This window comes from Clostridium facile, assembly GCF_014297275.1.
Taxonomy (GTDB): Bacteria; Bacillota; Clostridia; order Oscillospirales; family Ruminococcaceae; genus Massilioclostridium; species Massilioclostridium facile.
The window spans coordinates 154,924-169,277 of record NZ_JACOQK010000001.1 but is presented as its reverse complement, the minus strand read 5'-3'; the positions used below and the strand labels follow the sequence as shown (position 1 = coordinate 169,277).

General features: G+C 39.6%; 15 protein-coding genes. 1 reads left to right on the top strand and 14 read right to left on the bottom strand.

Translation table 11 applies throughout. From position 1 onward, the window contains the following. Nucleotides 1-8: 8 nt before the first annotated feature. The 8 genes from sfsA to H8Z77_RS00635 all read right to left on the bottom strand — a co-directional run bounded on the left by sfsA (nucleotide 9) and on the right by H8Z77_RS00635 (nucleotide 7,145). Entirely contained in the window at nucleotides 9-689 is a 681-nt protein-coding gene (gene sfsA, locus H8Z77_RS00670) for a DNA/RNA nuclease SfsA (protein ID WP_186995841.1), read from the bottom strand. Between the two features lie 44 nt (nucleotides 690-733). Then, nucleotides 734-1,441: a hypothetical protein gene (locus H8Z77_RS00665; protein WP_186995840.1), complete on the bottom strand. Its 708-nt coding sequence runs from the start codon at nucleotides 1,439-1,441 to the stop codon at nucleotides 734-736. An 11-nt stretch (nucleotides 1,442-1,452) separates the two neighbouring features. After that, entirely contained in the window at nucleotides 1,453-1,884 is a 432-nt protein-coding gene (locus tag H8Z77_RS00660) for a EutP/PduV family microcompartment system protein (RefSeq protein WP_069989462.1), read from the bottom strand. A gap of 5 nt (nucleotides 1,885-1,889) precedes the next feature. Next, nucleotides 1,890-2,240 (bottom strand): BMC domain-containing protein, encoded by a 351-nt coding sequence (locus tag H8Z77_RS00655; protein WP_069988164.1) that lies wholly within the window; start codon nucleotides 2,238-2,240, stop codon nucleotides 1,890-1,892. 105 nt (nucleotides 2,241-2,345) lie between these two features. Continuing rightward, nucleotides 2,346-2,627, bottom strand: coding sequence for a DUF6506 family protein (locus H8Z77_RS00650; RefSeq protein WP_186995839.1), 282 nt, complete (start codon nucleotides 2,625-2,627; stop codon nucleotides 2,346-2,348). Nucleotides 2,628-2,778: 151 nt separating this feature from the next. Further along, the gene (locus tag H8Z77_RS00645) at nucleotides 2,779-4,332 is read right to left on the bottom strand and encodes an ABC-F family ATP-binding cassette domain-containing protein (protein ID WP_186995838.1); all 1,554 of its coding nucleotides are present in this window, start codon (nucleotides 4,330-4,332) and stop codon (nucleotides 2,779-2,781) included. A gap of 455 nt (nucleotides 4,333-4,787) precedes the next feature. Beyond that, complete coding sequence (locus tag H8Z77_RS00640; protein ID WP_069988161.1) at nucleotides 4,788-6,050, bottom strand: L-rhamnose isomerase; 1,263 nt, start codon at nucleotides 6,048-6,050, stop codon at nucleotides 4,788-4,790. 108 nt (nucleotides 6,051-6,158) lie between these two features. Beyond that, nucleotides 6,159-7,145 carry an AraC family transcriptional regulator gene (locus H8Z77_RS00635; RefSeq protein WP_069988160.1) on the bottom strand — a complete coding sequence of 329 codons (987 nt, stop codon included), beginning with the start codon at nucleotides 7,143-7,145 and terminating at the stop codon, nucleotides 6,159-6,161. A 214-nt stretch (nucleotides 7,146-7,359) separates the two neighbouring features. Here H8Z77_RS00635 and H8Z77_RS00630 point away from each other — a divergent pair, with 214 nt between their 5' ends. Next, the gene (locus H8Z77_RS00630; protein WP_186995837.1) at nucleotides 7,360-7,779 is read left to right on the top strand and encodes an acyl-CoA thioesterase; all 420 of its coding nucleotides are present in this window, start codon (nucleotides 7,360-7,362) and stop codon (nucleotides 7,777-7,779) included. 307 nt (nucleotides 7,780-8,086) lie between these two features. Here the strand turns inward: H8Z77_RS00630 and rplS are convergent, their stop codons facing one another. From rplS to murD, 6 genes are all read right to left on the bottom strand, one after another. Continuing rightward, entirely contained in the window at nucleotides 8,087-8,428 is a 342-nt protein-coding gene (gene rplS, locus H8Z77_RS00625; RefSeq protein ID WP_069988158.1) for a 50S ribosomal protein L19, read from the bottom strand. 166 nt (nucleotides 8,429-8,594) lie between these two features. Next, on the bottom strand, nucleotides 8,595-9,863 hold the full coding sequence (locus H8Z77_RS00620; protein WP_186995836.1) for a methionine gamma-lyase family protein: 1,269 nt from the start codon (nucleotides 9,861-9,863) through the stop codon (nucleotides 8,595-8,597). Between the two features lie 19 nt (nucleotides 9,864-9,882). Beyond that, nucleotides 9,883-10,611: a GNAT family N-acetyltransferase gene (locus tag H8Z77_RS00615; RefSeq protein WP_186995835.1), complete on the bottom strand. Its 729-nt coding sequence runs from the start codon at nucleotides 10,609-10,611 to the stop codon at nucleotides 9,883-9,885. Next, nucleotides 10,608-11,627 (bottom strand): M42 family metallopeptidase, encoded by a 1,020-nt coding sequence (locus H8Z77_RS00610; protein ID WP_186995834.1) that lies wholly within the window; start codon nucleotides 11,625-11,627, stop codon nucleotides 10,608-10,610. The genes H8Z77_RS00615 and H8Z77_RS00610 overlap by 4 nt, the downstream gene beginning before the upstream one ends. A 5-nt stretch (nucleotides 11,628-11,632) precedes the next feature. Continuing rightward, nucleotides 11,633-12,658, bottom strand: a complete 1,026-nt coding sequence (locus tag H8Z77_RS00605) for a M20/M25/M40 family metallo-hydrolase (RefSeq protein ID WP_186995833.1) — start codon at nucleotides 12,656-12,658, stop codon at nucleotides 11,633-11,635. A 15-nt stretch (nucleotides 12,659-12,673) separates the two neighbouring features. After that, the gene (murD, locus tag H8Z77_RS00600; RefSeq protein ID WP_186995832.1) at nucleotides 12,674-14,068 is read right to left on the bottom strand and encodes a UDP-N-acetylmuramoyl-L-alanine--D-glutamate ligase; all 1,395 of its coding nucleotides are present in this window, start codon (nucleotides 14,066-14,068) and stop codon (nucleotides 12,674-12,676) included. Between the last annotated feature and the right edge of the window lie 286 nt (nucleotides 14,069-14,354).

The window sequence follows — 14,354 nt, the reverse complement described above, 5'->3', positions numbered from 1 at the left end:
CCTCAATGCTACAATTGAATTAGAACCTGCTGGTCAATTTCGATACTATCCGGCATTACCATACAATCCACCGCTAAAATATTTACCCCTGCTTTCTCGGCTTGGAGCAACACATCCGCAAATTCAGGATGGGTCAAACGGTTTGGGGTGAAATATCGAGCACCTTTCATCTGGATGACAAAAATCAGATATGCGTCGTATCCCTGCTGTTTCGCTAAAATCAATTCCTGAATATGTTTTACTCCCCTCTGGGTTGGAGCATCTGGAAACATCATAACTCCATTCTGTTCTAACGTACAACCCTTTACTTCCATAAAAATCTTTTTTTGGGAAGTTTCCAGATAAAAATCAAAACGGGATGATCCAAATACTGTTTCTGGTTTGACCAGTTTTAAATCGGGGAATAATTTTCCTGTTTTTAACCATTCTGCAACAATCTGATTGGGAACTTGGGAGTCCATGTTAATCAACAGTTCCCCTTTTTGTACGGCAATTAAAGAATATTTTGTTTTCCGGTTGGGATTATCATGATGCTGCACATAAATTGTAGTATTTGGTATTAGTAGTTCTTTACATCGTCCTGTATTTTTCACATGGCAGAGCTGTTCTTTTCCTTCCACTAAAATATGGGCAATAAACCGGTTGGGACGTTCCAAAAAAACAGCCTGTTGAATATTTGGGTAATACATAAATTTCTCCTTATAGCAAAAAACACCGCATAGCGGTGTTAGGATTATTGAATCGCATCAGGGATAGAAGATTGATTTTTATTAATTAATTTTGTTTCTGTTGTTACCGTTAAGGTATCTTCTTTCCCATTTTGATTCACGACATACTGGTTTTCCGTTTTTATTTGGATTAGCATCCCTTCAGAATCCACAGTATAGGTTTTTATATAGCTGATATCTTGATATCCACCTATGGTATCTGATAAGGAGGATGGCTGTATTTTAACTTGATATACTGTATTTCCATCCTTTTTCACAACAGAAAGTTTGTTAACATTTTGTTGTTCCAATGTGGATAACATTTCAGCCAACACAGATGGAACCTGATTAGAAAAGTCCTCTTCTTCCCAAATACCTTGATCGTTTTGATAAAACATTTTTCCGGAAACAGATTTATAGCAAAATGAAGTCGTTTCCTGCTGTTGTGTGGATTCCTGTTCTAACAAATAATCCAACTGATTTTCCTGCTGAGAAAACAACAGATGTATTTGATCTATATACTCCATCTCAGCATCCTGATTAGCCGAAGAACGGCTGGATACCGATTGCAATTCCCCATTTTCCAACCCAGAAAATGCTGTAATTGCCTGGTTTAAACAAAGAAGATCTGTTTCCATATTCTGTTTTGACCATAGAAAACAAAAGCCTATCGCCAAAATGACGACAAGCACAACTGCTATGATAGAAACCAGCAATTTTTTTGTTTTATCCATTTTATTAACACCTATTGTTCCATAAATTCTCGGAACTCTTTAATCCCTTCCTGGGTTACACTACTTAAACGGAAAATTTTTGTACATCCGGCATGGCGCAACTTTTTCTCCGCATTGATCAGCTCTTTTTCATCTTCTGCCAAATCAATCTTCGTTACAACACCAATACAGGGACGGTTAAACATGCTGCAAAATCCAGGTGCGTAAATATTCCTTTTATCGCTGACCGATTGCAGCAACACTACCACATCGGCATTGGCCGCAGTAATCGCCAACACCCGGTAATCAATACGGAATTCCGCATATTCCCCTGGTGTATCAATAATATTATTTAAAAATTCTACCTGCTGGGTTTTTTTATATTTTAACTCCCAATTGTGTACAGCTTGGCAAAGGGTGGTCTTTCCAGCACTGACTGCCCCAACAAACATCATCTTTTTCATCGGCATCAGGTCCTTGTAATTGGCACTGTATCAAAATGCATTTTATTACCCAATACATCCAACACAGCGTCTACAGAAGATTCCACCGCATCCACATCCCCAGACACTACCAAAGAGCCATTAAAACGGTCTACAAACGCAATAGAAACACCACCTGCTTTGGAAGCCACATCCGCACCAATAATAACAGCTTCGGTTGGTGTAATCGTCATAACGCCAATTGCCTCATTGTCCATATCAATCATACCAAGCTTTTCGCACAATTCCTGTACAGGGTTCGCAATAATATGGGCAAGAGTAATTTGTTTACCAGGAACAAATTCCTGGATAATCCTTTGTTTCTGTTGGTTATCCATATATCAAACATTCTCCTGTTCTGTTCATCTTGTATCATAATATTATTGTAGAACTTTCTCCGTCCGATGTCAAGGCATAACTTCGATAAAGGGTTGTTAGCAATTTTATTTTGAAAAAGCGGATTGATAAATGGTATCCTGTTCTGGTAAATGTGTGATATAACCAATGGGAATTTTATTTTTGGTAGCATGGATAATCTCTTTCGCCCCAGATTCACCAAAAGCCCCACACAACTCAATACAAGCAACCCCATTTTCATATAGCTGCTTTGCCACTTCACACGCCTCTGTTAAATTGGTTACCCCTATTATCTGGGCTGCCCCGTTGTGGATAGCAGCCCGATCTTTTGGCTGAAAATCGCCCATAATTAAGAACGCAAACTTCATGACAATTCCTCCAAACGGATTTTTATGATATTAGGATAGCAATCAATTTTATCCCAGATATGGAAGAATCATAAAGAAAAAGTAAAACCTGAAACATAAACGAATCTATATTTCAGGTTTTTATCATTGTTGTAATAAATTTTCGATGGCACTAAACGATTTTTGTGGTCCAGTCTTCTACATTCCAGATTTCGGTTGCAACATCCTGGTAAAATTCTGGTTCATGGCTTACTAATAATACTGTCCCTTTAAACTCACGGATTGCTTTTTTCAATTCTTCTTTGGCGTCTACATCCAAGTGGTTGGTTGGTTCGTCCAATACCAACAGATTGCATTCTTTTAACATCAATGAACAAAGACGTACTTTCGCATTTTCACCACCAGATAATACTTTCATTTGGCTGGTAATATGTTCCGTGGTCAACCCACATCTCGCTAAGGCTGCCCGTACCTCCGCATTGGTCATGCTGGGATATTCCTCCCAAATGATATCCAATGCTGTCTTTGAAGAATCGGGCACTTCCTGTTCAAAATACCCCACTTCTACAAATTGGTCTAGCTCTACTTTTCCAGAAATTGCAGGCTGTATACCCAGCAGGGTTTTTAATAAGGTGGTTTTCCCCAAACCATTTACCCCTTTTACCGCAACTTTTTGGTTACGTTCCAAGATAAAGTTCAGTGGTTTTGTCAATGGGGAATCATATCCAATTACTAAATTTTCCGCTGTTATGACGCAACGTCCTGGCGTTCTAGCAGTACGGAAGGAAAAACTGGGTTTTATTTTTTCTTTTGCCAATTCAATCAATTCCATTTTGTCCAGCTTTTTCTGCCGGCTTTTTGCCATGTTGGTTGTGGCAACTCGGGCTTTGTTCCTTGCGATAAAGTCTTCTAAATGGGCGATTTCTTTTTGCTGTTTTTCATATGCTTGTTCCAGCTGGCGTTTTTTCAGCTCATACATTTCCTTAAACTGTTCATAGTTTCCAGTATAGCGGGTTAAAACAGCATTTTCTACATGGTAAATCACATTGACTACATCGTTTAAAAAAGGAATATCATGGGAAACCAAAATAAAGGCATTCTTATAGTTCTTTAAAAAGTTTTTCAGCCAAGCGATATGGTTTTCATCCAAAAAGTTAGTAGGTTCGTCCAAAATCAAAATCATTGGGTTTTGCAATAACAATTTTGTTAATAGCACTTTGGCTCGCTGTCCACCACTGAGTTCGGTTACATCCCGGTCCAGTCCGATTTCTCCTAAGCCTAAACCATTGGCGTATTCCTCAATTTTGGAATCTATGATATAAAACCCATTGTGTTCCAATGTTTCTTGGATTTCCCCGACGTCTTCCATCATAGCATCCATTTCTTCCGGAGGACAGTCCCCCATTTTATCATACAGTTCCATCATTTCCTGTTCCAAATCAAACAGGTATTGGAACGCTTCCCGTAATACTTCACGGATTGTTTTTCCAGGAGTTAAAGTGCTATACTGGTCTAAATAGCCGGTGGTAATCCGTTTGCACCAGCTAATATTCCCTTCATCCGGCATCAATTTTCCTGTAATAATATTTAAAAAGGTGGTTTTTCCTTCCCCATTGGCTCCAACTAGCCCAATATGCTCCCCTTTTAATAAACGGAACGAAGCGTCTTCTAAAATTTTTCTAGCCCCAAAACCATGGCTTACATGTTCTACCGTTAAAATACTCATTTATTCCTCCAAAAATCAGAAAAAATCTTTCTTCACTATAGCATAAAATTTGCTGATATTCAAGGATTTTTCTGTTCTCTCCATTTAACATTTTCAAGGGGTATGCCGTTATGAAAGATGAACAGTAATTTTTCAGGAAATCTCTTTGCTATTTCACCAATTCCTTATTTTATAAAGAAAAATAGATGCTATTTCTTTTCCAATATCCAAAAATTTTTGGTATTGCTACTATAAATATATCAGCTATTTTTTGATGGATAAACTACCAATATAAAAATATCCTCATTGATAAGTTTATTCCTGGAACAGATGTAAAGATATATTTACGAAATAAGTGATAAAGGGGTTATGGACTGAGCTAATACACCCATAAAAAAACAGGCGGTAATCCAACCGCCTGTTTTTATAATACGTTTTTGACGAAAAAGCCATACGAAAATAAAATTCTAAATCAATTAGCCTCTCTTAGATTGAACATTTTTTTCGTATTCTTTTACTTCTTCCAACCATTCCAGACCTACGCCTGCATTTTCTTTTGCACAGTAATAATCCCAAACCAGATTGAAAGGAGCAGCTTTAAATTCTTGTGTAACAGCCAATCTAGAGCTGTTATCGCCTTTTGCTTCCAAATCTTTCATCATAGCTACTGGCTGTAACAGAGCTGCTAAGATTGCTTTTCTAACGTTTCTCAAACCGTTAACCCAAGCAACAACACGGTTGATAGAAGCATCAAAGAAGTCTGTTGCAATATAAGTTTTATCCAATTTGCCCAAGCGAACCAGTTCTTCCATAATCGCTCTTGTTTCATCATCAAAGTTTACTACATGGTCAGAGTCCCAACGAACTGGACGGGAAACGTGCAGTAATACATTATCAGAAAATGCGTAAACAGCACCTAATTTCGCAGAAACAACTTCGGTTGGATGATAGTGGCCGGTATCCAGAGTCATGATAATATGGTCAATACCTTTGCTCATTACATAGCCCATGCAAAATTCATGGGAACCTACTGTATAGCTTTCAGCACCAATACCAAATACTTTAGATTCAATACCATCAATAACACCTGTTACATCTTTCGTTGCTTCAAAAATTTGGTCATAGCTGTCTTTCATACGCAGTCTAGGGCTAATTGTATCAACTGGGAATTCTTTGTCCCCATCTGGTGTCCAGTGATTGATAACACATGGTTTACCAGTTCTTTTTGCGAAATAATCGCCAATTCTACGGCAACGGATACCGTGTTCAATCCAGAATTTACGGATATCTTCATCAGCGGAAGATAAAGTAGCTACTTCACTCTTTGGATGAGAGAAATATGTAGGGTTGAAATCCAAGCCAATACCTTTTTCTACAGCCCAATCAGCCCATTTTTCAAAGTGTTTTGGTTCAATTTCATTACGGTCTACAAAAGTATCCGCTTCCAGATAATTCGCATGCAGGTTTACTTTTTTCACACCTGGAATAAATTTCATAGCCATTTCCATGTCAGCGCGCAGTTCTTCTGGAGTTCTAGCTTTACCAGGATAGTTACCTGTTGTTTGAATACCACCGGTTAATCCGCCCTCTTTTTTTTCAAAACCGATAACATCATCGCCTTGCCAGCAGTGCATAGAAATTGGTGTTTCATTACAAATTTTAATTGCTTCATCAACATCAATGCCGTACTGAGCGTAAAATTCTTTCGCTACTTCGTAGCCTTTGTTCACATCGTACATAATTTTTATTCCTCCATTAGTTATTTTGACTTTTTCGTCTGTTAGTACTTGTATTATACGAGTTTTTTCGCGATAAAACAAGGACGTAATTTTATCAAATTTACGTCCTTATTTTCCTTGATGATAGCGGCGATAATCTTTTGGGCTCATATGATATTTTTCACGGAAAATCCGGTAAAAATAACTGGTATTATCGTATCCTACAGCCCCAATAATATCTGTAATTGGTATTCTTGTGTTATTAAGCAGCCGTTCTGCCTGGTGTAACCGTTTAGTTTGTAGCAGTTCTTTAAAAGTAGAATGGGTCTGTTCTTTAATTAGTTTACTTAAATTAGAAACAGACTGGTTTAATTTAGCAGCCAATTCTGTCAAACTGGCCTCTTTATAATTTTCCTCAATATATTTTAAGGATTTCATCACAATAGAATTTTTATATTGGTTTGGGTTTACCTGCTCAATAGTATCTGTATAATTTAATAGCTGCATAAACAGCAGACCCATTGTAGTTTGGTTAATTTCCTGGTCATTTTCCTGTGGATAAACAATCGACCATACCAGGTTTTCCACCAAATTCTGTATTGGTAAAACATCTGCCACTTTAAAGTGCAAATAGTTAGAATCATTAACGTTATGGCATAAAGTGCTAATAATAAAATTGCTTAATACATTTTCTTTTTCCAACATTCCAAATGTCACATCAAAAAATTCCGGCAATACAATAAAATTAATTCCAATATCATCAATACTGGCAGGCAACACCTCATGGGTAGAATATTGGTTTAAAAACAGCAAATCCCCTGTATTTAAAGTAACCTCTATATTGCCATTGATAATATGCTTGGTCCTACCAGAACACATATACAGAATTTCTATATAGTTATGGCTATGCTTTGGAAAAGAAATAAAACGGGTATGGGGACGGATATCAATTAAAACTCCTGTTTTTTGCATCATTTTTTTACTTTCCACCGTAAATCCTTTTGTAGAGGTATATAAATCTTTCTCTATCCGCTTTACCCCATGTTTCATCCGTTCCAAAATATGCTGTTCTTCCGCTGTTACCGGCTCAAAGTGACGAACCAATTCCCGGTTCATATAAAGCCCCCTTTCCATTCAAATAGCAGGTGATCTATTGTTTTCAGTATACCATATTTTACGCTAAAAAGGTAGGAACGCAATGTAAAATTCTTTTTTCCAATGATACTGATTTGACAAATAAAAAGAAAGGAGATATGATGAAAAATAAAGGATTTCAAACCTTCCAATTCAACTTTTCTATTTATTTTTTGTCATAAATGAGGTGTAGCAAATGGTTTCAAAAACAAAAATTATTGCCCGCTATGCGGAAACAGACCAGATGGGGATTATCCATCATTCTGTTTACCCAGTATGGTATGAGGCAGCAAGGACAGATTTTATCAAACAGGCAGGTATGACCTACTCTGAAATGGAACAAGCCGGTGTAATGCTCCCATTGTTGGAATTAGGATGTACTTATAAAAGTTCCGCCTATTACGAAGATGAACTAACCATCTGTACCAGGGTCACAAAATTAACCCCTTCCCGCATTGAATTTGGATATGAAGTGTACCGCAACGGGGAAGAGAAACCAATTAATTTTGGATTTACCAAACATGCCTGGACAACAACCAGCTTGAAACCGATTAATATGAAAAAACATTTTCCAGAAATTTTAGCAATTGCTCAAAAAGCAGCTGAACAAGAATAAAGTATCCTGATCTTTTAAAAATCAACAAATGTATTTTCAAGAAATTTTATTTAATTTTTTCGTCAAAGGTCTATATAAAATTTTGGTTTTTAAGCAGCACTACATTCTAATAATGAGAACATTTTCTAATTATCATCACAAAAATAGGATTCTCTAAATGGAACTAGAGCGATTGGGTATAGGAATGTGCCCTAATTACATATCCAACAAATCACACATAATCAAAATGATATGCTTCTGTTTAAAAAAGCTCCCGATAAAACAAAAACACCCTGTATTTTTACAGGGTGTTTTCTGTTTAGTAAAATTAGATTTTTTCTTTAACTTTAGCAGCTTTACCAACTCTGTCACGCAGGTAGTACAGTTTACCACGGCGAACTTTACCAGAGCGAACTAATTCTACTTTTGCAACATGAGGTGAGTGAATTGGGAATACCCTTTCAACGCCTACGCCGTAAGCGATACGACGAACTGTGAAGGTTTCGGAAACACCGCCATGTTTTTTAGCGATAACGGTTCCTTCAAATACCTGAATTCTCTCTTTGTCGCCCTCTTTGATGAGAACGTGAACTCTTACTGTGTCACCAACGTTAACAACAGGCAGTTCTTTTTTCATGCTTGATTCATGGATCAATTTTAAAGCGTCCATAATTTCCTCCTAATTTTTAGGGACATTCTTGCCCGATTGGCAGAGGACTGTCCGGTTTCATGCTTATTTGATTCGGCATAAACTCTCGTCCTTACGGCAAGCCGCACGACGGTAGGATAAATGCTTTATCAGTATACCATAGATTATTTGAAAAAGCAAGGAAATTTTACAATTTCAACAAGCCTTTTTCCAACATGGATTGGGCTGCCAACAAAATCCCCGTTTTACCGGAGGCATAGGTCAATCCTCCTTGTAGCCAAACAGCGTAAGGTTCCTTTAATGGAGCATCAGCGGAGAGTTCAATGGAAGCACCCAGTGTAAATGCACCCGCTGCCATAATAACCTCCGAATCATATCCTGGCATATCCCAAGGTTCCGGCGCAACAAAAGCATCCACAGGGGAGCCCTTTTGGATTCCCTGGCAGAACGCAACCAACCCTTCCGGCGTTCCCAGCTGGATTGCCGCAATAATATCAGTACGTGGATCCCCACATTTGGGATACACTTCAAATCCTAACAATTCAAATAGCTTTAAAGCGAAACAGGAAGTTTTCAAAGCGTTTGCCACTACACTTGGCGCAAAAAACAGCCCCATAAACATGGAACGGCTCTGTCCTAAGGTACAGCCAACCTCTTTTCCCATTCCCGGACAGGTTAAACGATAGGAACACAACTCTACCAAATCTTTTCTGCCCGCAATATAGCCACCAGTTTCTGCAATACCGCCACCTGGATTTTTAATCAACGACCCGATGATTAAATCCGCACCAACTGCTAAAGGTTCCTTCTTTTCCACAAATTCGCCATAACAGTTGTCCACAACCACAATAGCGTCTGGATTCGTGGAACGTGCTGCCGCAATCATTTTTCCAATCACTTCAATTGTAAAAGATGGGCGCAAAGAATATCCACGGGACCGCTGCAAATAAACCACTTTCGCCCCTTTTACTACTTCTGGAATCCGATCATAATCAGGTTCCCCATTTTCCAACAGGTCTACCTGGCGATAAGAAACCCCAAAATCCTTTAAGGAACCATTTCCTTCCCCACGGATACCAATCACTTCTTCCATGGTATCATAAGGCTTTCCAGTAATGGATACCATAGTATCCCCTGCACGCAGTACGCCAAACAACGCAGTGGTCAGCGCATGGGTTCCAGAAACAAAATTATGGCGCACTAAAGCGTCCTCCGCACCCAATGCCTGGGCAAATACAGCATCCAACGCCTCTCGCCCTCTGTCTCCATAGCCATATCCTGTACTGCCGGCAAAATGGCTTTCACTTACCCGATTATCAATAAATGCTTTTAGCACTTTCGCTTCGTTATAAGCGGAATTTTCTTCAATCTGGGCAAATGCCTCCTGTGCCTCTACTTCTGCCTGCTGTGCAAGCTTCAATAATTTTCCATCAATGGAAAAAAAGTTCTCAATCATAAATATCTCCTTTATGTAGTTATCTGTATTCACACCATTGCTCTACGGTTACGAAACCGAGCCGTTGATAAAAACGGTCTGTCCGCTGATTGCGGCTGTATACCCAAACTGATTTTTTTTCGTGTAATAAATGGTTTACCAAACTCCCCACAAACTGGCTGCCTATCCCATTTCCATGTAAACTGGGGCAAACAGCAATCTGGTTGAGAACCGCCAGCTTGGAATTTTCACAAAACAACGTTACTGTCGCTTGTCCCGGAGTTACAAACAATTTACTCACCCCATGGCGAATATAATGGGACATCTCACAATACCAACTGTCATGGGATTGTTGGGAATATTCTTCTGGAAACGTCTGTTGCAAGATTTGGAATGCCTGCTCAATCGTTCCGTTAGACAAGGAAATTCCAGAGGTGGAAACAGGATTACTGCAAACCATCAGGCTGCCTGTTTTGCGTTCCGCCAAAGGAAGGCGAACCCCTTCCACTGGATTCATGCTAATGGAACCCGCTCCACACCACTGGAAAAACTCATTGTATTCTGGCTGAAATTCTTTTGCATAAACTAGCAAGACTCCATGGATTAACGCCATTACAGCATCTTGTTCGGCCACAAAAAAACTGCAAAAGGGGTATTGTAAACCATATGCCTGATAATGCGCCTGTATTTTTAATAGCTGCGGATGGTCTACCTGCTGGAAAAACGCCTCCAACAGTCCTTTATTTTCTTGATGAATCTGTACAATCATTCGTTTGCGAATCTTTCCAGCATTGCCTGAACCAAAGCAAGGCTATTTTCCGCATCCTCCCAGTTGATGACACAACAAGGGGAATGTAGGTAACGGCAAGGGACAGAAACTGATACAGTTTTGATCCCTCCGCAGGAAACCGAAAACGCCCCTGCATCATTTCCACCAGCTACTGCTGTTTTGGTCTGGCATGGAATATGATGTTGCTTTGCTGTTTCCATCGCAAATTGATACAAGTCATAATCATAAATGGTGGCACGGTCCATAAATGGAATGACAGGACCTTTTCCCAAGCTACATACCTGCTTTAATTCTTCTACTCCGGCCAAATCGCCAGCAGTTGTCGCTTCCAGCACAATCGCAATATCCGGACAAATGTCATGGGCAGCTACTTTTGCGCCTCGCAGACCCACTTCTTCCTGTACCACAAAACTGCAATATAAATCACAGGGAAGTTCTGATTGCAATAGCTGTATCATTAACGCGCAGCCAAAACGGTCATCAATGGCTTTTGCTTTCAAGCAATTGTTTCCAAATTCTACAGGTTCACTTTGGAAACAAACACTTTCTCCCAAAGAAACATACTGTAACGCATCCTCTTTGTCTTTGGCGCCAATATCGATATATAATTGGTCTACTGGGGTTGCTTTTGCCTTTTCCTCAGCGGACTGCATATGCACTGCTTTGGTCCCGATAACACCAGGGATAGAATTCCCAACCAGCACAGAACGCCCTACCAACACTCTGGCGTCAATGCCTCCTACCATGGCAAACCGCAGCATACCGTCCGAGGTAATTCCGGTCACAATCAGTCCAACCTCATCCATATGAGCGGAGATTAAAAGCTTTTGTTTTGGTGTCTTTTTTCCTTTTTTAAACGCGATAATATTGCCCAATGGGTCCACATGCAGGTCATCACAATAGGAGGAAATCTGAGATAAGATTTCTTCCCTTACCTTGTGTTCCCTTCCAGAAATCCCATTGATCTGGCATAATTTTCTCAATTGTTCTTTCATCACAATCAGCCCCCCATCTTCAAAACATAGGCAGCCAACAGGTCTGCTACACTTTGCACATCCTGTGGGTCGATTACTTCAATCGGCGTGTGCATATAACGGAGCGGAATCGAGCAAAGCCCGCATCGGATTCCCGCTCCAGTTAAGGCCAAGGAATCCGCATTGGTAGAAGTGGCTCCCCCCATCACTTCCAATTGATAAGGGATTTGATATTGTTTTGCCAGTTCTTCTAGTTCCTGGCTAATTCCAACATCCAAAGTAGGGGAAATACCAATCATCACCCCTTGGCTCAGTTTACCACATTTATGTTCCGGAGCATCACTGGTATATGCAAAGCTGACATCCACTGCAATACAATGGGTCACACCTAAACCAAAAGCGCCTGTTTTTGCTCCCCGTTCCCCAGTTTCTTCCTGGGAACTGAACAGCACGGACAAACCACAGGAAAGTTCCTTTTCCTTTAACTGCTCTAACGCCATGAAGATAGAAGCGACACCAGAACGGTCATCCATAGATTTGCAGGAAACCCTTCCGTTTAACAGCTGTTGTGGTCGGGCACAGAAAGACACCCGGCTTCCCAATGGAATCCATTCTTTTGCCTGTTGCTCTGTCAATCCAGTGTCCAATAAAATCTGGTCAATTTCAGGGGATTTTTTTTGGTCATCTGCTGTTTCTAAGTGAGGTGGTTTCGAAGCAACTACTGCGTATACATCTCGATTTCCATGTACAATTACTTCTTGCGCCAATAGTAGTTTTCGGTCTACTCCTCCACAGGCTGCTACACGTAAAAATCCACCGGATGTAACTCCAGTTACAATCAACCCGATTTCGTCAATATGTGCATCCAACAAAATGTGTGGCTTTCCTTCTTTTGGCTCTACAATTGTTGCCAGTAAGCTGCCACCTCGATCAACCACAACTTTTTTGGCGTAAGGCTTGATTAATTCTTTTGCGAATTGTATTGCAGAGGTTTCTAAGCCGGATACGCCAACCTGGCTCCCCAACTGAAATAATAATTCTGTTCTTTCCATTCCAATTCCTCCTGCTTATTGCAGTTCATTTACCAACTGTTTAAAGTGGTTTCCTCTCACCTCAAAGTTTTTATATAAATCAAAGCTGGCGGATGCAGGAGAAAGGGAAACAATATCCCCAGGTTGGGCAATCTCTTTTGCCTTCTGAACTGCCTGTTCCATATTCTCTGCATGGTAAATCGGAAGCTGTTCTGAATCATAACCAGGACAAGCCAGCAAAGCAGCTTCAATTTTTGGAGCAGTTGCTCCCATCAGCACCAAAGCTTTTACTTTTTCCACTAATTTTGGAGCCAGTGGTTCATATGCCAAATGTTTGTCATAACCACCTGCAATGACAATAATTTTTTGCTGGAAAGAATTTAAACCAGCAATTGTCCTAGTTGGACTAGTAGCGATAGAATCATTATACCATTTTACACCATCCAGTTCCCGTACTAACTCAATACGGTGTTCTACCCCGCCAAAAGTAGTGGCAACCTGGTGCATGGTTTCAGGGGTTACCACATCGCACACAGCGGCGATTGCCGCAAGATAATTTTCTACATTGTGGATACCTGGAATTTTAATCTCATCTTTATGGAATAATTTTGTTTTGACACCATTGTTGACTAAATATAAATAGCCCTGTTCGTCCAACCAGGTTCCAGTGGTTGGGCATTCCTTCCTGCTAAATTTACACAGTTTTCCTCTTACATAACGGTCCAGTCCATCGGTAATTTCGTTATCATGGTTTAATACAGCCTTAGAAAATGCGTTTTGATGCCATAATAAATTACATTTTGCTTGAATGTATTCTTCCATGTTTTTATGGACATCCAAATGGTTTGGAGAAATATTGGTAATCACTGCCACATCTGGGGACTGTCGCATAGAAATAATCTGGAAACTGGATAGTTCCACTACAGCAATATCTTCTGGCTGGATGGTTTCAATTTCTGGAAGCAGTGCCTTGCCGATATTTCCGCCTACATGGACTTTAAATCCCTGTTGTTCCAACATTTTCCCAATCAAAGTAGTGGTGGTGGTTTTTCCGTCAGAACCTGTAACCGCATAAATTTTACAGGGGCACAAATCAAAGAATACTTCCATCTCAGTGGTCACAACACAGCCATGCTCCCTTGCTTTCTGCAAGGCTGGATGGTAAAAATAAATTCCTGGGGAACGGAAAATAACATCATAATCACAAAGGGTTTCTAGATAATCTTCCCCCAACACAAATTTGGCGCCCAACGCCAGCAATTCATCATAGTTTTTTCCCAATTTTTCTTTTGTTTGCCGATCACAGACAGTAACATCCAGCTGTTTGGATAAAAACAGTTTAATAATATTCAGGTTGGTAACACCCATCCCGATAAACGCAATCTTCTTGCTGTTCATTTCTTGAAAAAATAACTCCGCTTTTGTTGACATACCAAAATCCTCCAGACCCTTATAAATTAACCTTTAACTAAATTATTATACTTCTGTTATCATAAAAAATCAAATCTTTTTGCTGTAAAATCCTTGTTTAATCAAGCCCAGCTTTACAATAAAATAATCTTAATCAATTCAAAAAATTATAATTCTTTCGCAACAACGAATCCTGTTCCCCATACATATCAAAATGATATTCACACAATTCCTGGAAAGATATAGTACCGTTTTTCCTTGATAGAATAATCAAAACATATTGATTATTCTGTATGCTATAATGTTT